Here is a 20,413-nt window from a genome sequence, read left to right as displayed (position 1 = left end):
CTCTTGGATTTCCAAGGCAGACAAGCGTGCTTCTCTACCTTCGAAAGAAAGGAGCCTTCTTTCGTTGACAGCGGAAAATAAGGGACCTAGGTTCCCGGCCATGCAGTCGACCCCGCCCGCCGAGACGTTCCCGGCCCACACCCCGGCGGCCTCCCAGATCTTCACCACCGTCCTGGCGCACGGCCCGCTCACCCGGATGGAGGCGGCCCGGCGGGCCGGCCTGTCCCCGGCGGCGGTCACCAAGGCCGTACGGCCGCTGATCGAGGCCGGCTATCTGGTGGAGGACGCCGGCGCCGGGGTCCGCCCGGCTCTCGGCCGCCCGGCCAGCCCGGTCCGGGTCGACGGGGGACGGGCGCTGTTCGCCGGCCTGAAGGTGACCGGCGACGAGATCATCGGCGTGCTCACCGACCTGTGCTGCCGCATCCGTGCCGCCCGGCGCGTCCCCCTGGCCGGCCGCGCGCCGCACGAGGTCCTCGCGGTCGCCGCGGACCTCGTACGGGAACTGCTCACCGAGGCCGAGGGGTTCGGCGTGCGGGTCCTCGGGCTCGGTGTCGCGGTCGCCGGGGACGTCGACCGCGACGCGGGCACGGTGCGCTACTCGCCCTTCCTGGACTGGCACGACGTACCGCTCGCCGAGCTCGCCGGGGCGGCGAGCGGGCTGCCGGTCACCGTCGACAACGACGTCCGCGCCCTGACCGTGGCCGAGCAGTGGTTCGGCGACGGCGTGGGCCTGTCCGACTTCGCCGTCGTCACCGTGGGCGCCGGCATCGGCTGCGGTCTCGTGGTGCACGGCCGGGTCGTCTCCGGCGCGCACGGCGTCGCGGGGGAGATCGGCCATGTCCCCGTCGACCCGGACGGCCCGCCCTGCCGCTGCGGCGACCGCGGCTGCCTGGAGGCCGTCGCCTCCGACGCGGCGATCACCGCCCGGGTCCGCGAGGTCGCCGGCGTCCCGGTCGCCGACGCCGCCGAGGCCCTCGCCCTGGCCCGCCAGGGCGACGCGGGGGCCCGCTCCGTCTACGCCCGGGCGGGGGAGGCCATCGGGCGGGGGATCGCCACCGTCGCCAACCTGCTCGGCCCGCAGCGCGTGATCATCTCCGGCGAAGGGCTGGCCGCGTACGACCTCTTCGCCGGGCAGATCCGCGACGCCTTCGCCGCGGCCGCCTTCGGCTCCGCCGCCCGCTGCGAGATCCGCACCCGTCCGCTGCCGTTCGAGGAGTGGGCCCGGGGGGCCGCCGCCACGGCCATCCAGTCTTTCGTCGGCCGCTGACGCCGCCTGCCGGGAACCGGGGGATGAACGGCCGATGAAGGCATCCGGCAGGCGGTGCCGGGCCGGACGCCTGCCGCTAATCTCACTACGGGTCACGAAGGCATCACCGTGACGAAGACCCCACGGGTCACGAGGACACCGGATCGCGCACACCGCCTCGCGAGAGCCGTCCCGCCGGCGAGGAGGGTGCCGTCGAGTTCTGGGAGGCGACGCTGAACACCACGACGCTCCACCCCGGAGGACCGCACACGAGGGGGACCCGGCTGCGCGGGCTGTCCGTCCTGGTCCTGCTCGCCGCTCTCCTGGGCCCCGTCCCGTCGGCGGCCCAGGCCACACCGCCCCGCCACGACGTCGTCACCTGGGCGTCGAGCGCCTTCCGCCTGGGCACGGGCGTGCCCGACCGCGCCTACCGGCTGGTGGTGCACACCAGCGTCGGCGGCGACCGGATGCGCGTACGGCTCTCCAACGCCTTCGGCGACCGGCCGCTGACCTTCGACAGCGTGTACGCCGGAGTCCAGCGGCAGGGCGCCGCCCTGGTCCCCGGCAGCAACCGCCGGCTCACCTTCGACGGCCGCACCACCGTGACGATCCCGCCCGGCGGCATCGCGTACAGCGACCCGCTCCCCGGCCGGGTCCGCGCCCGCACCAACCTGGTCGTCAGCCTGCACAGCCCCGACGCGGCAGGCCCCGCCACCGGACACCGGCTGGCCATGCAGACCTCGTACCTCACCCAGGGCGACCACACCGCCGACGAGACCGCCGCCCCCTGGACGAGGACCACCACGTCCTGGTTCTACCTGGACGCCGTCACCGTCCGCACCCCCGCCCGCACCGGTGCGGTGGTGGCGCTCGGCGACTCCATCACGGACGGGTGGGAGTCCACCACGGACCTCAACCGCCGCTGGCCCGACCAGCTCTCCCGCCGCCTCCAGCACTCCCGCGCCACGACCGTCCGCGGTGTGGCCAACGCGGGCATCTCCGCCAACAAGGTGCTCGCCGACGGCGCCTCGCCGAGCGCCCTCAACCGCCTCGACCGCGACGTGCTCTCCCACCCGGGCGTCCGCACGGTCCTGGTGTTCGAGGGCGTCAACGACCTCAAGGCCCACACCGGCGTCACGGCCCAGGACCTGATCGACGGCTACCGGAAGATCGCCGACCGCGTCCACGCGGCCGGCCACTGCGTGGTCGGCGCCACGATCGCGCCGTTCAAGGGCTGGCCCGAATGGGACCCGGCGGCCGAGGCGGTACGCCAGGAGGTCAACGCCTTCATCCGCACCGGCGGGCTGTTCGACGCCGTGGCCGACTTCGACCGGGCGGTGCGCAGCCCCGACGACCCCGAGAGCATCCGGCCCGCCTACGACAACGGCGACCACCTGCACTTCACCGACGCGGGCATGCGGGCGATGGCCGACGAGGTCCGCCTGAAGGACCTGGAGTGCGCCTCGGGCCCGGGGCGGTGACGTCGCCCGGCCCCCTGCGCCCGCCCGGTGCGACCCGGTGTCCGGCGCACCGGGCACGGCCGGAACAATGCAGGTCCCGGCACGGTTCCCACTGAGGAACGTCGCAGCACACCTGGGAGAAGGGCGACACACACGATGACAAGGACCGAGGAGAAGGCGCTGCTCGCGGGCGGATGCTTCTGGGGCATGCAGGAGCTGATCCGCACGCTGCCGGGCGTGCTGAGCACCCGGGTGGGGTACAGCGGCGGCGACGTCCCCGACGCGACCTACCGCGACCACGGCACGCACGCCGAGTCGATCGAGATCACCTACGACCCGACGGTCACCGACTACCGGACGATCCTGGAGTACTTCTTCCAGATCCACGACCCGACGACGAAGAACCGCCAGGGCAACGACATCGGCATGAGCTACCGCTCCGCGATCTTCTACTACGACGACGAGCAGAAGCGCGTCGCCGAGGACACGATCGCCGACGTCGACGCGTCCGGACTGTGGCCGGGCAAGGTGGTCACCGAGGTGACCCCCGCCGGGCCCTTCTGGGAGGCCGAGCCGGAGCACCAGGACTACCTGCAGCGCTACCCGGACGGCTACACCTGCCACTTCCCGCGCCCCGACTGGCGCCTGCCCAAGCGCACGGCGTCCTGAGCCGTCACCGGCACACGACAGGGGGCGCGCTCGCCGTGCGAGCGCGCCCCCTGTGTCGTGCGCGAAGGTGACCTCCGGTCAGGAGACGCGCGATCGGCTCCTGGAGGTACGGCGCGCGTCCCGCGCCCGGGACGGTCACGGGGCCGGCGCGCACCGCCGTCGCGGACTCCCGGCGCGGCACCGGCGTGGCGGGAGGGGCCGCCGGGGGCGGCTCCCCCGGCGGCCCGCCGCCCGGGACGGGCGTCAGCCGAACTGGCCGGGCCGGTAGTCGCCCGCGGGCTGCTGGTTGATGACGTTGATCCGGTTGTAGGCGTTGATGATCGCGATCAGCGAGATCAGCGCGGCCAGCTGGTCCTCGTCGTAGTGCTGGGCGGCGTTCGCCCACGCCTCGTCGCTCACCCCGCCGGCCGCGTCCGCGATCCGGGTGCCCTGCTCGGCCAGTTCGAGCGCGGCGCGCTCCGCCTCGGTGAAGACGGTGGCCTCGCGCCAGGCGGCGACCAGGTTGAGACGCAGCTGGGTCTCGCCCGCGGCGGCGGCGTCCTTGGTGTGCATGTCGGTGCAGAAGCCGCAGCCGTTGATCTGGCTGGCGCGGATCTTCACCAGCTCCTGGGTGGCGTGCGGCAGACCGGAGTCCGTCACCGCCCTGCCCGCCGAGTTGATGTGCCGCAGCACCTTGCCGGCGACGGGGTTGGCGAAGAAGTCGATGCGCGCGTTCATGTGCTCTCCATGGTCGGTCCGTCGTTACGGTGTCGCTTCACTGACGGAACGGCCGCGCGATGTGTGACGACCCCGCGTGTGTGACCTGCGTCTCACCCCTCGGCGTTCCTGTACGGCATGCCGTCTGGCGGGCACCGGACCTGCCGATAACCTTTCCGGGTGGACGGGGAGCGGGGTGCCGGGTGAGTGAGCGTCGGGAACGCGACTGGACGGCGATGACGCCCGGAGACTTCGACCGGGAGGCCCCGTTGTGCCTCGGCGTGGGCACCGGCCCCGTCGTCGTCCCCGCCGAGCGGGACGAGTACGGCACCGAGCCGCTCTTCGGCGACGAGGTCCCGGCACGCCGCCCGGCCCCGCGCCGCACCCCGCGCCGCATCTCCCCGGACGGACAGCAGGAACCGCTGTTCTGATCCCGCACCGGCTCCCGCGCCGCCTCCGGGGCGAGACGGCGTGAAATCGATGTGTCTTGAAACCAGTGTGAGGGGGACGCCGCGGGAGCGGTCCGAACTTCCCGCAGCTGCCCGGCAACCGGCCGCACGCGCCCGTCAACGACATGCTGCGCGACGGCATGCAGCAGACGGCCGTGCACCGGGGCGTGGCGCTCTACCAGCCCGACTCCCTCGACGGCGGCCGCCCGTTCACCGCGGGCGCGGACATGAGCGCCCACGTCGAGACGCCGGTGACCGTCCCCGAGGGACGGAAGGTGCGCGAGGCCCCGGAGCCGTTCGCCGGCCACTTCAGCCGGCCCCGCCGCTTCTGGCTGAGCATGAGCCCGGTGGAGCGCGAGCACATCATCGGCGCGTACACCTTCGAGCTGGGCAGGTGCTACGAGGAGGCGACCAGGAAGCGCACCCTCCGGGTGCCGGCCGACATCGACCCCGAGCTGTGCTCCCGCGTCGCCGACGGCCTCGGCCTGCCCGCGCCGGAGCCGAGGGTGCCGCTCGCCGACGTCGAGCCGAGCCCGGCGCTGGGCGCGGGGAACGGCGTGCTCGGCCCGCACGGTGCCGCGCCCGCCGAGACGGCGTCGGTCCCGGGCCCGGGGGCGGGCTGCGGGTGGCGCCCGCCGTGAGTGTCCCGCCCTCCGGGGGCGCGGGGAACCGCGCGCTCGGCCCGCACGGTGCCGCGCCCGCCGACACCGCGTCGCCCGACCCGGACGCACCCGAGTCCCGGCGGACACAGCCGTACAGTGGAAGTGACGGCCGTGTCCGCCGGGCCCGGTCCGCGGGCCCGCGTACCGCGCCCGCCCCCCACCGGAAGCCGGATCGACCATGCGCCACCAGTCCAGCCCGTCCCACGGCTCCCAGGAGCCCCTCTTCGGCATCGACGCGATGCCGCAGGCGAAGCCGGCGGAACCGGCCCCCTCGCCGGCCCCCTCACCGACGCCCTCCGCCTTCCGGGACTCGCCGCAGGCCCGCCGGCTGCTCGCGGTCAAGGAGATCCACGCCGAACCGGCCGCGGCCGCGTCCCCCCGGGGCAGGCAGATCCTGGCCCGCTTCCCCGAGGCGCGGCTCGTCGAGGTGGCCTCCCACTGGCGCATCCCCGAGCTGCACGGCAACGAGGGCAGCGCCGACCGCTGGATGCGGATCAAACGCGAGACCCTCGTGCTGGGCGTGCGGAAGAAGCTCACCACCCGCCCGAACGGCCGCTCCGCCGACTGGATCGCCCCCGGCCCCTCCAACGGCTGCGCCCTGTCCTGCGTGTACTGCTACGTGCCCCGCCGCAAGGGCTTCGCCAACCCGATCACGCTGTTCACCAACATCGACGCGATCGTCGCCCACCTCGGCGGCCACGTCACCGCGCAGGGCCCGAAGACGGAACCGAACCAGTGCGACCCCGAGGCGTGGGTGTACGACATCGGAGAGAACGGCGACTCCTCGGTCGACGCCCTGGTCTGCGACAACACCGCCGACCTGATCCGCGCCTTCCGCGACTGGCCCACCGCGAAGGCGTCCTTCGCCACCAAGTTCGTCAACCCGGACCTGCTGGAGCTGGACCCGCGCGGCCGCACCCGCATCCGCTTCTCGGTGATGCCGGCCGACGACTCACGCCTGCTGGACCTGCGCACCAGCCCGGTGGACCGGCGGATCGCCGCCGCCGCGGACTTCCTCGACGCGGGCTACGAGGTGCACTTCAACCTCTCGCCCGTCGTCGTCCGCCCCGGCTGGCAGGACGCGTGGGACGGACTGCTGCGCCACATGGACGACGTACTGCCGGAGCGGGTCAAACGCCAGGCGCTGGCCGAGGTCATCATGCTCACCCACAACGCGGACCTGCACGAGGTCAACCTCCGCTGGCACCCGCGCGGCGAGGACGTGCTGTGGCAGCCCGCCGCGCAGGAGACCAAGCGCTCCCAGAACGGCGCCCTGAACCTCCGCTACCACGCGGGCGTCAAACGCCAGGCCCTCGCCGAACTGCGCGACCTCATCCAGCGCCGCACCCCGTGGCTGGGCGTCCGGTACGCCTTCTGAGCCGCCGCCAGGCCACCCCAGGGCGACGCGGGCACCCCGCGACAACGGGGATTAAGGGTAGGCTAACCTTGCCTCGTGATTCCTGGTGAAGAGGCGTCCTCGGGCCTGAGAGGGCATGAACTGGCGGCCACCGGCGTGACCGTGGCGTACGACGGCACGGACGTCGTGCACGACGCGGACCTGACGCTGCGGCCCGGTGAGGTGACCGCGCTCGTCGGGCCCAACGGCAGCGGCAAGTCGACCCTGCTGCGCACCGTCGCCCGGCTGCAGCGGCCCCGGCACGCGGCCCTCACGATCGACGCCGCCACCGACGCGCTCGCGCTCAGCCCCCGGGAGTTCGCCCGCCGCGTCGCCCTGCTGCTGCAGAGCCGGCCCACGCCGGGCGGCCTGAGCGTGCGGGACGTCGTGGACTTCGGCCGCTACCCGCACCGCGGCCGCTGGGGCGGCACCGACCCGGGCGGCCGGGCCGCCGTCGACCGCGCCCTCGCCCTCACCGGCGTCACCGAACTCGCCGACCGCGGCGCCGAACACCTCTCCGGCGGACAGCTCCAGCGCGTCTGGCTGGCCGGCTGCCTCGCCCAGGAGACCGGCGTCCTGCTCCTCGACGAGCCCACCACCTACCTCGACCTGCGCTACCAGGTCGAACTCCTCGACCTGGTGCGCGATCTGGCGGACGACCAGGGCATCGCCGTCGGGGTCGTGCTGCACGACCTCGACCAGGCGGCCGCCGTCGCCGACCGCGTCGTGCTGCTGTCGGCCGGACGCGTCGTCGCCGAAGGAACACCCGAGGACGTCCTCACCCCCGAGCGGCTGACCGAGGTCTACGGCATCCGTATCGAGGTCGACACCGACCCCCTCACCGGCCGTCTGCGCACCCGCGCCATCGGCCGCCACCACACCCGAACCGAAAGGCTCCGCACCCTCTCATGAGACGCCTTCTGCGCACCGCGCCCCTGGCCGCCGCCGCTGCCCTGCTGCTCGCCGCCTGCGGCACCACCGAACCCGCGGCCGACGACGAGCCCAAGGCGTCGGCCGAGCCCCTCACCCTCACCGACGCGTCGGGCGCGAAGGTGGAACTCGACGGCCCCGCGAAGAAGGTCGTCGGCACCGAGTGGAACGTCGTCGAGCACCTGGTGTCGCTCGGCGTGGAGCCGGTCGGCGTGGCCGACGTCAAGGGCTACGAGACCTGGAACAGCGCCGTACCGCTCACCAACGACGCCAAGGACATCGGCACCCGTGGCGAGCCCAGCGTGGACACCATCGCCTCGCTGAACCCCGACCTCATCGTCGCCACCACCGACCTCCAGCCGAACGCGGTCAAGCAGCTGCGGAAGATCGCCCCGGTCCTCGAGGTGAAGTCCGCCGACGCCTCCGACCCGGTCGGGCAGATGCTGGAGAACCTCGACCTCATCGCCGAGGCCACCGGCACCACCGAGCAGGCCGCCGGCCTGAGGAAGAAATTCGACGCCAAGCTCGCCGAGGGCGCCAAGGCCCTCGAGGACGCCGGCCTCAAGGGCGCCGGGATCGCCTTCGCCGACGGCTACGTCGTCTCCAACCAGGTCTCCGTGCGCCCCTACACCTCCGGCTCGCTCGTCGGCGGCGTCAACGAGCGGCTCGGCCTGAAGAACGCCTGGAAGCTGAAGGGCGACGAGGCGTACGGTCTCGCCTCCACCGACGTGGAGGGCCTGACCGGCCTCGGCAAGGTCCAGTTCGCCTACATCGGCAACGAGCAGGACGCCGCCAGCGACCCGTTCGCCAACGAGCTGAAGAACAACTCCGTGTGGAAGTCGCTGCCGTTCGTGAAGTCCGGTGACGTGCACCGGCTGGACGACGGCATCTGGATGTTCGGCGGCACCGGCTCGATGGAGCGCTACGTCGACTCCCTCGTCGCGGCGCTGACGAAGTAGCGCGATGGCCGTCACCGCCACCCCTCCCTCCGTCCGCCCGGAGACGGTTCCGTCCCGGGCGGGCGCGGCCGCGGTGACGACCGCGCTCGTGCTCCTGGTCGCCGCCCTCGCCGTCGTCGACATCACCCAGGGCACGGCCGCGGTCGGCCCGGCCGAGGTGCTCAAGGCCCTCACCGGCCGGGCCGACCCGGACGACGCGTCCGTCGTCATCGCCTCGCGGCTGCCCCGGATGGCCGCCGGACTGCTCGTGGGCGCCGCCCTCGGCATCGCGGGTCTCGCCCTGCAGGCCGTCAGCCGCAACGTCCTGGCCTCCCCGGACACCCTCGCCGTCAACGCGGGCTCCTACTTCGCCCTCGGCGTCGCCGCCGTCACCGGCCTCTCGCTGCCGCTGCTCGCCTCCTCGGCCGTCGCCTTCGCGGGCGGTCTCGCCGCGGCGGCCGTCGTCCTCGGCCTGTCGGGGCTCGGCGCGGGCACCGTACGGCTCGTCCTGGCCGGCACCGCGCTCACGCTCGGCCTCACGGCCGTCACCGAGGGGCTGCTCCTGCTGTTCCCGGAGGAGACCGAGGGCCTCTACCAGTGGAACCAGGGCAGCATCGCCCAGAACGGTTTCGACGGCGTGCTGCAGACGCTGCCCGTCGTCGTGGCCGGAGTCGCCGGGCTGCTCCTCGTCGCGCGGCGGGTCGACGCCCTCGCGCTCGGCGACGACACCGCGCGCGGCCTGGGCGTGCCGGTACGGGCCACCCGTGTCACGGCGGTCGTGCTGGCGACGCTGCTGTCCGCCGCGGCCGTCACCCTCGCCGGCCCGATCGGCTTCGTCGGCCTGTGCGCCCCGGCGCTCGCCCGCCCCCTCGCCCGCTGGGTCCGCGGCCTGCGGCGGCTGCGCGTGGGCGCGCCGGTCACCGGTCTCGTCGGCGCCGCGCTGGTGCTCGGCGCGGACGTGCTGCTGCGCGCGCTGATCGACGCGGACACCGCGGTCGCGGTGCCCACGGGCGTGGTCACCAGCTTCGTGGGGGCGGCCTTCCTGGTGGCGATGGCGGCCAGGCTGCGCGACACGGGCGGCGCCGCCGCGGCCGACAAGCTGAGCATCCGCAGCCGCACGGCCTTCGTGGTCACGCTCGTGGTGCTGGTGCTCGCCCTGGCCGGCGTCGTCGTCGCGGGGCTGCTGCTCGGCGACCACAAGCTGCTGCTGGGCGACGTGGTCAACTGGGCGCAGGGCAGGGCGGGCCGGACGGTCTCCTTCGTCCTGGACACCCGCGTCCCGCGGGTGCTCGCCGCGCTCCTCGCCGGCGCCGCCCTCGCGCTGGCCGGCACGCTCGTCCAGGCCGTCACCCGCAACCCCCTCGCCGAACCCGCCGTCCTCGGCGTCTCCGGCGGCGGCGCGCTCGGCGCGGTCGTCCTCGTGACCACCGTTCCGGTCGCCGGGGGATGGAGCGTCTCCGCGGCGGCCTTCGCCGGGTCGGCCCTCACCGCGGTCCTCGTGTTCGGACTCGCGGCGCGCGGGGGGTTCCAGCAGAACCGGCTGGTCCTCGTCGGCATCGGCGTGGCCTCGGGGACGACCGCCGTGATCAGCCTGCTGATCGTGCTCACGGACCCCTTCAACGCCACCAAGGCCCTCACCTGGCTGTCGGGCTCCACCTACGGCCGTGGCCTGCCCGACGTGCTGCCCCTCGCGGCGGTGCTCGCCGTCGGTGCGGCGGTGGCGGGCGTCCGGCACCGGGAACTCGACCTGGTCTCCCTGGACGAGGACACCCCGAGGCTCCTCGGCCTCGACCTCACGCGGGGCCGGCTCGGCTTCCTCGTGCTCAGCGTGCTGCTCACCGCGACCGCCGTGGCCGCCGCGGGCACCATCGGCTTCGTCGGCCTGGTGGCCCCGCACGCCGCGCGCGCCCTGGTCGGCCGCCGGCACACCCGGGTGCTGCCGGTCGCCGTGCTGCTGGGCGCCGTCCTCGTGTGCACGGCGGACCTGCTGGGCCGCACCGTCATCGCCCCGGCACAGCTGGGCGCCGGCCTGATGACGGCCGTGATCGGCACGCCGTACTTCCTCTACGTGCTGGTGCGCGCCCGCCGTTAGGCGGTGCGGGACGTCACCGCGGGCCTCACGGCGGGAGCCGGCCTCCCGCCGTGAGGCCCGCGGCCGTTCCCCGGCGGGTGACGGTCAGCCGAGGGCCTTCACGGCCTGGCAGTAGGTCCACGCGGTGCTGTCGCAGGCGGTCCTGGTGGCGCCGCTGTAGCCGTTGGAGAACCCGGGGCACGTGCCGGACACCCCGCCCGCGTGGGCGCGCGTGGGCACCCTCGGCGCGCGGTGAGGACGTCCCGAACGGACGGGCGGCCCGGCGAGCCGCTCACCGGGCCGCCCGAGGAGCGGGGGCGGATCAGCCCGCCACGTCCGTGCTCCTCCACCGCCGGCCGGCGCCCGAGTCGGGCGGCCGGGTGGTCACCGCCGGGCCCTCGTGCGCGGCCTGACCGCCGGCCTCGGGCCGCCGTCCGGCGGCCGCGTCGGCCAGGGTCCGGACGCCGTCACCGGCCGTGGACGCGATCCGCCGCGCGGCCGGATCCGGCCTCCCGGTACGGGGTTCGGCCACCGGCACGTCGTCCCGCACGGCCGGACGCCGGTCCCCGCGGGCGGACTCGTGGCGCCGGCGCGACCCCGCGGACGCCCTCGGCCACGAACGACGTCACCGGCCGGGAGAGGATGGCCCCCGGAACGGCGCGGGCCGTTCCGGGGGGAGCGCCCGCCGGTCAGGAGGCGGGCTGTCGCAGGACGGCGACGGCGCGCGGACCGAGGGTGAGGGAGCCGTCGGCGTCGGTGTCGCCGAGCAGCACCTCACCGTCGAGACCGGGCACCGGGACGGCGTCGTCGGTGCGGTTCACCAGGAACAGGAAGCGGCCCCCGGGGCCCCGGCGCACCACCGGCTCGACCGAACCCCGCGCCCCGGCGGGCAGTTCGCTCTCCACACCGGCCGGTTCCAGCAGGCGCGGCAGCAGCGACACCAGGCCGTCCACGCCGAGCCGCGTGGAGACGTACGCGGCGGTGCCGCGGCCCGTGGGGCGCCGGGTGACGGCGGGCCGGCCGGCCTGCTCGCCGGTGCGGTAGCGGACGAGGACCTCCGTGTCGTCGGCGGTCACCGCGATCCGGTCGGTCCACAGGGTGCCGGTGGTGGCGTCGTCCAGCTCCACGCTGTCCCCGGCGAGCAGCGGCCCGAACTCCTCCACCTGGATGCCCAGCAGGTCCCGCAGGGCGCCCGGGTAGCCGCCGAGCCACACGTGGTCGTGCTCGTCGACGATCCCGGAGAAGTACGTCGTGATCAGGTGGCCGCCCTGCTCGGTGTACCGGGTGAGGGTCTCGGCCAGGCCGGCGGGCACCACGTGCAGCACGGGCGCGATCAGCACCCGGTGGCGCCGCGGATCGGACCGGGTGGTGACGAGGTCGGCGCGGATGCCGAGGCGGAGCAGCGCCGAGTACCAGTCGAGAGCCTCCTGCCGGTACCGCAGCAGGGCGGTGGGGTGCGAGTCCTGCTCGCTGGCCCACCAGGAGTCCCAGTCGTACACGATGCCGACCGCGGCGGGCTCCCGCTCGCTGCCGGCGACCGGGGCCAGCGTCTTCAGCGTGGCGCCCAGTCCGGCCACCGCGCGGAACAGTTCGCTGTCCGCGCCGGCGTGCGGCACCATCGCCGAGTGGTACTTCTCGGCGCCGGCCGCCGACTGCCGCCACTGGAAGAAGCAGACCGCGTCCGCGCCGTGCGCCACGTGCAGCAGGGAGTCGCGGGCCAGCTCGCCGGGGCGCTTGGCCACGTTCACCGGCTGCCAGTTGACGGCGCTGGTGGAGTGCTCCATCAGGAACCACGGCCGGCCGCCGGAGATGCCGCTGGTGAGGTTGGCGGAGAAGGACAGCTCGTCGCGGTCCTGCGGACCGGGGTGCACGTAGTGGTCGTTGGAGACGAAGTCGATCTCCTCCGCCCAGTCCGCGTAGTCCATGCCCTTGGTGTTGCCCATCACCATGAAGTTGGTGGTGACCGGCACGTCCGGGGTGATCTCGCGCAGCAGGTCCCGCTCGGCCCGCAGATGGTCCTTCAGCGCGTCCGACGAGAACCGCTTGAAGTCCAGCTGCTGCGTCGGGTTGGGGTGCGAGGCGGCCAGCCGCGGCGGCAGGATCTGCTCCCAGGCGGAGTAGCGCTGCGACCAGAACGCGGTGCCCCAGGCGTCGTTGAGGGCGTCCAGCGTGCGGTACCGCTCGCGCAGCCACTCCCGGAAGGCGCGGGCCGCGTCGTCGGAGTAGTCGTACACGTTGTGGCAGCCCAGCTCGTTGTTGACGTGCCAGGCGACGAGCGCCGGATGGTCCCGGTAGCGCTCGGCGAGCCTGCGGACCAGGCGCAGCGCGTGCTCGCGGAAGACGGGCGAGGTGGGCCGCCAGTGCTGGCGGGCGCCCGGCCACAGGGTCTCGCCGGTCGCGGTGACCGGGAGGACCTCCGGGTGGGCGGTGGTCAGCCACGGCGGCGGGGAGGCGGTCGCGGTGGCCAGGTCGACGCCGACGCCGCCCTCGTGCAGCAGGTCGAGCACCTCGTCCAGCCAGCCGAAGTCCCAGGTGTCCGCCGTGGGCTGGAGCCGGGCCCAGGAGAAGATCCCGACAGACACGACGTTGACGCCCGCCTCCCGCATCAGCCGGACGTCCTCCTCCCACACGGACCGGGGCCACTGCTCCGGGTTGTAGTCGGCGCCGAAGAGGAGACGGGGGGCGGTGTCACCGTCCGCCCCGCCGGTGCGGGACAGGAGGGTGGAGATCATGGTGGTCCTTCCGGTGGGCGCATCGGGCGGCGCGCGAGGCGCGCGCGCCGCCCGCGGGGTGGTGCGTGTCGCTACTTCTCGACGGTGAAGCCCTGCTCCTCGCCGTACTTCACCGAGGCGTCCTGCCAGGCCTTCAGGCCGTCCTCCAGCCGGGTGCCGGAGATGTAGGCCTTGCCGACGGTGTCGTTGAAGATCGAGTTGGCGTACGCCTGGAAGGGCAGGTACGACCAGTCGTCGGCGACGTTCGAGGCGGAGGCGGCGAAGATCTCGTTGGCCTTCTGGCCGCCGAAGTACGGGAACTCCTTGCCGAGGAACCCGGCGGACTTCAGCTCCGCCCGGGTGGCGGGGAAGGCGCCCTCGGAGACACGGGAGGCGACGCCCTCACCGGAGTTGGCGTACTCCACGAAGGCGTAGGCCAGTTCCTTGTTCTCGGCGAGTGCCGGCACGGTCAGCGCGCTGCCGCCGTTCTCCGCGCTGGCCTCGTCGCCCTCGGTCCACGCGGGCAGCGGGGCCACGCGCCACTGGCCGGAGGCGTTCGGCACGCCGGACTCGAAGTTGGCGGGCATCCAGGCGCCGGTGGCCAGGGTGGCGATGGTGCCGTCGCCGAGACCCTTGTACCAGTCGTCGGTCCAGCTGGTGACGGGCGCGAGCAGCTTCTCGTCGATCAGCTTCTGCCACACGGCCGTGAACTTCTCGGTGGCCGGGTCGTCGAAGTCGATCTTCACCGTGGTGCCGTCGACCTTGTAGGGCCGCGAACCGGCCTGCCAGAGGAGGCTGGTGGTGAAGCCGGCGTCACCGGTGTCGTTGGCGATGTAGGCCTTCGGGTCGGCCTTGTGCAGCTTGCGGGCCGCGTCCAGGTACTCGTCCCAGGTGGTCGGGACGGCGATCTTGTACGTGTCGAAGACCTTCTTGTTGTAGAACAGCGCCATCGGGCCGGAGTCCATCGGCAGGCCGTAGACCTTGTCGCCCTCGGTCACGGCGTTCCACGGGCCCGGGGTGTACGTCGAGGCCAGCTTGTCCGCGCCGAAGCCGGACAGGTCGGTCAGGCCCTTGGTGAGGGAGTACTGGCCGATCGAGAAGTACTCGAGCTGGGCGACGTCCGGGACGCCCTTGCCGGCGGATATGGCGTTCGACAGCGCGGTGTAGTGCTTGTCGCCGGAACGCTCGCTCACCAGGTTGATCTTGACCTTGGGGTGCTTCTTCTGGAACTCGGCGGCGACCGTCTTCAGCGTGGGCTCCCACGACCAGACGGTGACCGTGCCGCCCTTGTCCAGGGCCGCCTGGATGTCCCCGGCGGAGACCGGCTCGGCGCCGGCGCCGTCGTCCGAGCCGCCGCAGGCGGTGGCGCCCAGGGCGAGGGAGGTCACGAGGGCGATGCCGCCCAGCAGGCGGCTGGTCCTTCTGCGCATGAGTGTGGATCCACTTCTTCGTGGGTGGGACGGGGGAGGGGTGGAGGACGGGGGAACGTGGGGTGAGCAGGGGATCAGGGACTGGCGGGCCGCCGGGTCACTCCTTGACGCTTCCGGCGGCGAGACCCGACTGCCAGTACTTCTGCAGCAGCAGGAACGCGGCGACGAGCGGCACGATCGTGAGGAGGGAGCCGGTGATCACCAGGTTGAAGATCACCTCGCCGCCGACGGTCTCCGCCTGGGAGTTCCAGGCGCTCAGGCCCAGGGTCAGGGGGTACCAGTCCGGGTCCTTGAGCATGATCAGCGGCAGGAAGTAGTTGTTCCAGGTGGCGACCGTGGTGAACAGCAGCACGGTCACGATGCCGGGGGCCAGCAGCGGGAGCGCGACCTGGAAGAAGGTGCGCGCCTCGCCCGCGCCGTCCATCCGGGCGGCCTCGAGAAGCTCGGCGGGGATCGCCTCGGTGGCGAAGACCCACATCAGGTAGAGGCCGAACGGCGACACCAGCGACGGCAGGATGACCGCCCACGGGGTATCGGTCAGCCCCATCTTGCTGAACATCAGGAAGGTGGGGACGGCCAGCGCGGTGCCGGGCACGGCCACCGCGCCGATCACCGTGGCGAAGACGCCGCGCTTGCCGGGGAAGTCGAACTTCGCCAGCGCGTACCCGCCGAGCACCGCCAGCAGGGTCGCGCCGCCGGCGCCCAGCACCACGTACAGCAGGGTGTTCAGCAGCCAGCGGGTGAAGATGCCGTCGCCGTAGGTGAACGTGTCGCGGATGTTCTCCCACAGGGCGAAGTCGTCCGCGAACCACAGGCCGCCCGAGTCCGCCAGACCCGCCTGCGTCTTGGTGGCGTTGACGACGAGCCAGATCAGCGGGACGACGGTGTAGAGGACGACCAGCGAGGTCAGCGCGGTCAGCAGCTTGCTGCGCCGGGGCCGGCCCGGCCGGTGCGCCTTGGCGCGGCGCAGACGCGGGGCGCTCCTCGCGCCGCCGGGGGCCGCGGCGGCGGGTGCGGGGGTGGTGACGGGAGTGGTCATCGGGTCACGCTCCCTTGCGCATGCCGCGAAGCTGCACGACGTAGGCGACCACCATGGTGATCAGGCCCATGATGATGGCCACGGTCGCGGAGTAGTTGTGCTGCTGGCCGCTGAAGGACAGCGAGTACGTGTAGAAGTTCGGCGTGTAGTCCGTCGTGATGGCGTTGCGGGCCAGCGGACGCAGGATGCTCGGCTCGTTGAAGAGCTGGAAGCTGCCGATGACGGAGAAGATCGTCGCGATCACCAGCGCGCCGCGGATGGCGGGCAGCTTGATCGCGGTGATCACCCGCCACTGGCTCGCACCGTCGATCTCCGCCGCCTCGTACAGGGAGTGCGGGACGACCCGCAGCGCCGAGTAGAAGATCAGCATGTTGTAGCCGACGAACTCCCACGTCACGATGTTGCCGATGGAGGCCAGCATCAGGTCGGCGGAGAGCGGGTCGGGCAGCGACCAGCCGAAGGCGGAGTTGACGTCCCCGACCAGGCCGTACTTGGTGCCGTACATGAAGCCCCACATCAGGGTGGCGACCACGGCGGGCACCGCGTACGGCAGGAAGATCGTGATGCGGAAGAAGCTCGTGCCGTAGAGCCGTCCGCTGTCCAGCGCGAGCGCCACCAGCAGGGCGATGCCCAGCATGAGGGGCACCTGGATCACGAGGAACAGCGTCACCCGGCCCAGCGACGCCCAGAACAGCTCGTCCTCGAGCGCCTGCCGGTAGTTCTCCAGACCGACGAACGTGGTGCCGCCGATGAGTTGGTCGCGGAACAGGCTGAGATAGACCGAGTAGGCGATCGGTGCGAGGAAGACCAGGGCGAACACGGCCGCGAACGGGCCGATGAACCCCCAGCCCTTCCATGAGCGCCGGTCCCGTCTCACCGGAGGCGGGGCCGGCCGCGGCTCTGCGGCCGCCGGCGGTTGCAGCGTCGTCATGTCGTTCCTCGCTGTTCGGCGTTCCGGTCACCAGCGGCTCGGCACCCGGCACGGAGCCGGGCGGCAGGTCCCCCGGTCGGATGTTTGCGTGAACATCACTCGGCGCGGAAGCGTCTCGGAGCTGTTATGTTTACGTAAACATCCGGTGGCGGCATGTCTACACTGCCCCGATGACGACGGTCAAGGGTCCCCAGAAGGACCGTGACACGAGAGACAGGAAGGCGGGGGCAGCGCGTGGAGACGGTCGATGAAGCGGCGGTGGACCCGAGCGGCCCGGCCACCGCGACGGGAGCCGGCCAGGGGACGGACGTCCCCGCCGCCCCCGCTCCCCGGCGCCGCGCCCGGGTCCGCGCCACCGCCTCCATGGCGGACGTGGCACGGCTCGCGGGAGTGTCGGCCCAGACCGTCTCCCGCGTCTCCAACGGCTACCCGGGGGTGACCGAGGAGACCCGCCGCCAGGTGCTCGCCGCGATGAAGGAGCTCGGCTACCGGCCCAACAGCGCCGCCCGCGCCCTCAAGCGGGGCGAGTTCCGCACCATCGGCGTCATCACCTTCACCCTCTCCACCACCGGCAACGTCCGCACCCTGGAGGCCATCGCCACCTCCGCCGCGCGCGAGGGGTACGCGGTGACGCTGCTGCCGGTGGCCGTGCCCACCCAGGACGAGGTGCGCGGTGCGTTCTCCCGCCTCGAGGAGCTCGCCGTCGACGCCGTGATCGTCATCATGGAGGTGCACCTCCTGGACGCGGCGACGGTCCGACTCCCGCCGCACGTCCAGGTGGTGGTGGTCGACTCCGACGCCGGCGACCGCTACACGGTCGTCGACACCGACCAGCACGGCGGCACCCGCGCCGCCGTCCGGCACCTGCTCGGCCTCGGCCACCGCACCGTGTGGCATCTGGCAGGTCCCGAGGACTCGTTCGCCGCCCAGCGCCGCACGGACGCCTGGCGTGCCGCGCTCACCGAGGCGGGGCGGGAACCGCCGCCGCTCGTCCGCGGCGACTGGTCGGCCGAGTCCGGCTACCGGGCCGGCCTCGGACTCGCCGCCCGCGAGGACTGCACGGCCGTCTTCGCCGCCAACGACCAGATGGCGCTGGGGCTGTTGAGAGCCCTGCACGAGCACGGCAGACGGGTACCGGACGACGTCAGCGTGGTCGGCTTCGACGACATCCCCGAGGCGTCCTCCTTCCTGCCCCCGCTGACCACCCTGCACCAGGACTTCGCCGAGGTGGGACGGCTCTGCGTGCAGGCGGTGCTGCGCAAGATGCGGCAGGAGGGCCCGGAGCGGGGTACCACACTGGTCCCGGCGCGGCTCGTGCTGCGTGAGAGTACGGCGCCGCCGCCGGAGGGGCGCTGAGGGACACGTCGCCGACGCGCGGCGCCGACCCGTTCGCAACCCTGTCGGGGCGTTCCTCGAACAGCGCCTCACCGGAGCCGACGAGGAAAAGCCCGGGGAGGCCGAGGGCGGGGGCGATCCAGCGGTTGGCCTCGTCCCTCCATGTGGCCGCCCGGCACAGGCCGTACCCCAGCCGGAGCAGGTGAGGCCCGTGTCCGGGAGCGAGCCGGACCCGCCCGGGGCGTCGTCGGGACGACGGGCTCACGTCGTCGTGGTGGGCGGTGTTCCGGGGACCCCGAGGCTGGCGCAGCCGGCGGGGCGCCTCCCGGGCCGGGCCGCGTAGGGGCTGAGGGGCCCGTCCGCGTCGAGGAACAGCAGCGGTCGGCCCACGGAGCGGATCTTCCTCGTCGCGGGCGGCGGTCTCGGGTCCTGGGAGAGGGCCGGGCGACGGCCGTCACACTGCTCCGGCACACACCGTGCTACTGTCGATCTCTGTTGTGGTCGTGCGGTCATCGACCCGCGGAGCCGGAGGGACCGGCACCGCGCCGGCACCGGCGCCTACTGCGCAGCAGGATCTCACACGGATCACACGGAGAGGTGCACGCTCCGGTCGCTGCCTCCCCTGGGTCGCGTCCTCACCGGGCGGAACCGCCCCGCGACCCCATTCACCCAGGCTCGTTCTTGCAATTCCCCGCGTTCCCCAGCGGCGGACATTCCTTGAGACGCGCCACATCAAGGAAGGTTCTCCGTGACACAGGCACGCGCGAACGACCGAACCGCCCGCACCCGCTCCGCCGGCAAGGGCTCCACGAAGGGCGGCCGCCGTTCCGGCGCCGCGGGCGGCCGCGGCGGTGCGCCGCGACAGTCCAAGGGCGGCTCGGGCCGCAGGACCGTGACGACGGGGGAGTTCGCCCTCCCCGAGACGATCACCCCCGCCCTCCCCGCGGTGGACGCCTTCGAGGATCTCGGCCTCCCCGGCGAGATGCTGGCCACCCTCGGCCGCGAAGGCGTCACCGCGCCGTTCCCCATCCAGGCGGCCACGCTGCCGAACTCCCTGGCCGGCCGTGACGTCCTCGGCCGCGGCCGCACCGGCTCCGGCAAGACCCTCGCCTTCGGCCTGCCGCTGCTCGCCCGCACGGCCGGCCGCCGCGCCGAGCCCCGCAAGCCGCTCGCCCTCGTCCTCGTCCCCACCCGGGAACTCGCCGGACAGGTCACCGATGCGCTGACCCCGTACGCCCGTTCCGTGCGGCTGCGGGTCGCCACCGTGGTCGGCGGGCTGTCGATCGGCAAGCAGGCGTCCGCGCTGCGGGCCGGCGCCGAGGTCGTCGTCGCGACGCCGGGACGGCTGAAGGACCTCGTGGACCGGGGCGACTGCATACTCGACGAGGTCGCCGTCACCGTGCTCGACGAGGCGGACCAGATGACCGACATGGGCTTCATGCCCCAGGTCACCAGGCTGCTCGACCTGGTGCGCCCCGACGGACAGCGGCTGCTGTTCTCCGCCACGCTCGACCGCAACGTCGACCAGCTCGTCCGCCGCTACCTCAGCGACCCGGTGGTCCACTCCGTCGACCCGTCCGCGGGCGCGGTGACCACCATGGAGCACCACGTGCTCCACATCGACGACGCGGACAAGCGCCGCACGACGACCGAGATCGCGGCCCGGGACGGCCGGGTCATCATGTTCCTCGACACCAAGCACGCGGTGGACCGGCTGACCAAGCACCTGCTGAGCAACGGCGTGCGGGCCGCGGGTCTGCACGGCGGCAAGTCGCAGCCGCAGCGGACGCGGACGCTCACCCAGTTCAAGGACGGTCACGTGACCGTGCTGGTGGCGACGAACGTCGCCGCGCGCGGCATCCACGTCGACGACCTCGGCCTGGTCGTCAACGTCGACCCGCCCGGCGACCCCAAGGACTACCTGCACCGCGGCGGCCGCACGGCCCGCGCCGGCGAGTCCGGCAGCGTGATCACCCTGGTCACGCGGGACCAGCGGCGCGACGTCAGCCGGCTGATGTCCCAGGCGGGCATCACCCCGCGCATCACGGAGGTGCGGCCGGGCGACGAGGAACTGACCCGCATCACCGGCGCGCGGACGCCCTCCGGCGTCCCGGTCGTCATCACGGTCCCGGTCGTGGAACGCCCCCGCCGCACCGCCACGTCCCCGTCCCGCAACCGCCGCCGCCGCGGCGCGCCGGGCCGGCAGGGCCAGGCCCAGCCGAAGGGCGGTACGACCCGGAACGGCGCCCCGGCCGCCCAGGACCGCGCCGGCGCCGGCCGCGACCGCCGAGCCGACGAAGCACCGCGCCGCAAGCCGCGCACGAAGCCGGCGATGGACCGCGCGGCCTAGTCGCAGGTCCCCGGACCGGGCCGCACGACGCGGTCCGGTCCGGTCCGGCGGTGGCCGGCGGTGTGCCGGCCACCGCCGTTCGCTTGTCTCCACCACGCCG

16 protein-coding genes and 3 pseudogenes are annotated in these 20,413 nt (G+C 73.5%); 11 read left to right on the top strand and 8 right to left on the bottom strand.

Annotated elements, in window-relative coordinates:
* Positions 1 to 100: 100 nt before the first annotated feature.
* The 3 genes from C1708_RS02080 to msrA all read left to right on the top strand — a co-directional run bounded on the left by C1708_RS02080 (position 101) and on the right by msrA (position 3,375).
* Positions 101 to 1,267, top strand: a complete 1,167-nt coding sequence (locus C1708_RS02080) for an ROK family transcriptional regulator (RefSeq protein WP_106411009.1) — start codon at positions 101 to 103, stop codon at positions 1,265 to 1,267.
* Positions 1,268 to 1,659: 392 nt separating this feature from the next.
* Entirely contained in the window at positions 1,660 to 2,727 is a 1,068-nt protein-coding gene (locus C1708_RS02075; RefSeq protein WP_391663646.1) for an SGNH/GDSL hydrolase family protein, read from the top strand.
* A gap of 135 nt (positions 2,728 to 2,862) precedes the next feature.
* Positions 2,863 to 3,375 (top strand): peptide-methionine (S)-S-oxide reductase MsrA, encoded by a 513-nt coding sequence (gene msrA / locus C1708_RS02070; RefSeq protein ID WP_106411007.1) that lies wholly within the window; start codon positions 2,863 to 2,865, stop codon positions 3,373 to 3,375.
* A gap of 243 nt (positions 3,376 to 3,618) precedes the next feature.
* Here the strand turns inward: msrA and C1708_RS02065 are convergent, their stop codons facing one another.
* Positions 3,619 to 4,092: a carboxymuconolactone decarboxylase family protein gene (locus C1708_RS02065; protein WP_106411006.1), complete on the bottom strand. Its 474-nt coding sequence runs from the start codon at positions 4,090 to 4,092 to the stop codon at positions 3,619 to 3,621.
* A 182-nt stretch (positions 4,093 to 4,274) separates the two neighbouring features.
* Between C1708_RS02065 and C1708_RS02060 the strand changes: the two genes are divergently transcribed.
* The 6 genes and pseudogenes from C1708_RS02060 to C1708_RS02035 all read left to right on the top strand — a co-directional run bounded on the left by C1708_RS02060 (position 4,275) and on the right by C1708_RS02035 (position 10,538).
* Positions 4,275 to 4,502 (top strand): hypothetical protein, encoded by a 228-nt coding sequence (locus C1708_RS02060; protein WP_106411005.1) that lies wholly within the window; start codon positions 4,275 to 4,277, stop codon positions 4,500 to 4,502.
* Positions 4,503 to 4,582: 80 nt separating this feature from the next.
* Positions 4,583 to 5,062 (top strand): annotated as a pseudogene (locus C1708_RS02055) (catalase-related domain-containing protein); the annotation flags it as partial.
* A 298-nt stretch (positions 5,063 to 5,360) separates the two neighbouring features.
* Entirely contained in the window at positions 5,361 to 6,560 is a 1,200-nt protein-coding gene (locus tag C1708_RS02050; RefSeq protein ID WP_106411004.1) for a spore photoproduct lyase family protein, read from the top strand.
* Between the two features lie 75 nt (positions 6,561 to 6,635).
* Positions 6,636 to 7,490 carry an ABC transporter ATP-binding protein gene (locus C1708_RS02045; RefSeq protein ID WP_106411003.1) on the top strand — a complete coding sequence of 285 codons (855 nt, stop codon included), beginning with the start codon at positions 6,636 to 6,638 and terminating at the stop codon, positions 7,488 to 7,490.
* Positions 7,487 to 8,467: an ABC transporter substrate-binding protein gene (locus C1708_RS02040; RefSeq protein WP_106411002.1), complete on the top strand. Its 981-nt coding sequence runs from the start codon at positions 7,487 to 7,489 to the stop codon at positions 8,465 to 8,467. The genes C1708_RS02045 and C1708_RS02040 overlap by 4 nt, the downstream gene beginning before the upstream one ends.
* A 4-nt stretch (positions 8,468 to 8,471) precedes the next feature.
* Entirely contained in the window at positions 8,472 to 10,538 is a 2,067-nt protein-coding gene (locus C1708_RS02035) for an iron ABC transporter permease (protein ID WP_106411001.1), read from the top strand.
* An 84-nt stretch (positions 10,539 to 10,622) separates the two neighbouring features.
* Here the strand turns inward: C1708_RS02035 and C1708_RS36035 are convergent.
* From C1708_RS36035 to C1708_RS02010, 6 genes and pseudogenes are all read right to left on the bottom strand, one after another.
* Positions 10,623 to 10,703: pseudogene (locus C1708_RS36035) on the bottom strand (phospholipase); the annotation flags it as partial.
* 136 nt (positions 10,704 to 10,839) lie between these two features.
* On the bottom strand, positions 10,840 to 11,049 hold the full coding sequence (locus C1708_RS02030; protein WP_133169043.1) for a hypothetical protein: 210 nt from the start codon (positions 11,047 to 11,049) through the stop codon (positions 10,840 to 10,842).
* Positions 11,050 to 11,206: 157 nt separating this feature from the next.
* Positions 11,207 to 13,249, bottom strand: coding sequence for a beta-galactosidase (locus C1708_RS02025; protein ID WP_106410999.1), 2,043 nt, complete (start codon positions 13,247 to 13,249; stop codon positions 11,207 to 11,209).
* A 71-nt stretch (positions 13,250 to 13,320) separates the two neighbouring features.
* The gene (locus C1708_RS02020) at positions 13,321 to 14,658 is read right to left on the bottom strand and encodes an ABC transporter substrate-binding protein (protein ID WP_106410998.1); all 1,338 of its coding nucleotides are present in this window, start codon (positions 14,656 to 14,658) and stop codon (positions 13,321 to 13,323) included.
* Between the two features lie 97 nt (positions 14,659 to 14,755).
* The gene (locus C1708_RS02015) at positions 14,756 to 15,697 is read right to left on the bottom strand and encodes a carbohydrate ABC transporter permease (RefSeq protein WP_106410997.1); all 942 of its coding nucleotides are present in this window, start codon (positions 15,695 to 15,697) and stop codon (positions 14,756 to 14,758) included.
* Positions 15,698 to 15,701: 4 nt separating this feature from the next.
* Complete coding sequence (locus C1708_RS02010; RefSeq protein ID WP_106410996.1) at positions 15,702 to 16,628, bottom strand: carbohydrate ABC transporter permease; 927 nt, start codon at positions 16,626 to 16,628, stop codon at positions 15,702 to 15,704.
* A gap of 363 nt (positions 16,629 to 16,991) precedes the next feature.
* On the opposite strand from C1708_RS02010, the gene C1708_RS02005 reads away from it, so the two are divergent.
* The gene (locus C1708_RS02005) at positions 16,992 to 17,984 is read left to right on the top strand and encodes a LacI family DNA-binding transcriptional regulator (RefSeq protein WP_198602683.1); all 993 of its coding nucleotides are present in this window, start codon (positions 16,992 to 16,994) and stop codon (positions 17,982 to 17,984) included.
* Positions 17,985 to 17,997: 13 nt separating this feature from the next.
* On the opposite strand, the pseudogene C1708_RS34755 reads toward C1708_RS02005, so the two are convergent.
* Positions 17,998 to 18,353: pseudogene (locus tag C1708_RS34755) on the bottom strand (hypothetical protein); the annotation flags it as partial.
* Positions 18,354 to 18,711: 358 nt separating this feature from the next.
* On the opposite strand from C1708_RS34755, the gene C1708_RS02000 reads away from it, so the two are divergent.
* Positions 18,712 to 20,313, top strand: coding sequence for a DEAD/DEAH box helicase (locus tag C1708_RS02000; RefSeq protein WP_106410995.1), 1,602 nt, complete (start codon positions 18,712 to 18,714; stop codon positions 20,311 to 20,313).
* Positions 20,314 to 20,413: the final 100 nt, after the last annotated feature.

The sequence above is a fragment of the Streptomyces sp. DH-12 genome (genome assembly GCF_002899455.1).
GTDB lineage: Bacteria > Actinomycetota > Actinomycetes > Streptomycetales > Streptomycetaceae > Streptomyces.
Note: the sequence above shows the minus strand (reverse complement) of the source record. Positions and strands in the feature narration are given on the sequence as shown.

Bases quoted from the DNA above. Each gene is read 5' to 3' on its own strand.
- C1708_RS02080 (WP_106411009.1), top strand. From the start codon at position 101: ATGCAGTCGACCCCGCCCGCCGAGACGTTCCCGGCCCACACCCCGGCG.
- msrA (WP_106411007.1), top strand. From the start codon at position 2,863: ATGACAAGGACCGAGGAGAAGGCGCTGCTCGCGGGCGGATGCTTCTGG.
- C1708_RS02065 (WP_106411006.1), bottom strand. From the start codon at position 4,092: ATGAACGCGCGCATCGACTTCTTCGCCAACCCCGTCGCCGGCAAGGTG.
- C1708_RS02050 (WP_106411004.1), top strand. From the start codon at position 5,361: ATGCGCCACCAGTCCAGCCCGTCCCACGGCTCCCAGGAGCCCCTCTTC.
- C1708_RS02040 (WP_106411002.1), top strand. From the start codon at position 7,487: ATGAGACGCCTTCTGCGCACCGCGCCCCTGGCCGCCGCCGCTGCCCTG.
- C1708_RS02035 (WP_106411001.1), top strand. From the start codon at position 8,472: ATGGCCGTCACCGCCACCCCTCCCTCCGTCCGCCCGGAGACGGTTCCG.
- C1708_RS02025 (WP_106410999.1), bottom strand. From the start codon at position 13,249: ATGATCTCCACCCTCCTGTCCCGCACCGGCGGGGCGGACGGTGACACC.
- C1708_RS02020 (WP_106410998.1), bottom strand. From the start codon at position 14,658: ATGCGCAGAAGGACCAGCCGCCTGCTGGGCGGCATCGCCCTCGTGACC.
- C1708_RS02015 (WP_106410997.1), bottom strand. From the start codon at position 15,697: ATGACCACTCCCGTCACCACCCCCGCACCCGCCGCCGCGGCCCCCGGC.
- C1708_RS02010 (WP_106410996.1), bottom strand. From the start codon at position 16,628: ATGACGACGCTGCAACCGCCGGCGGCCGCAGAGCCGCGGCCGGCCCCG.
- C1708_RS02005 (WP_198602683.1), top strand. From the start codon at position 16,992: ATGGCGGACGTGGCACGGCTCGCGGGAGTGTCGGCCCAGACCGTCTCC.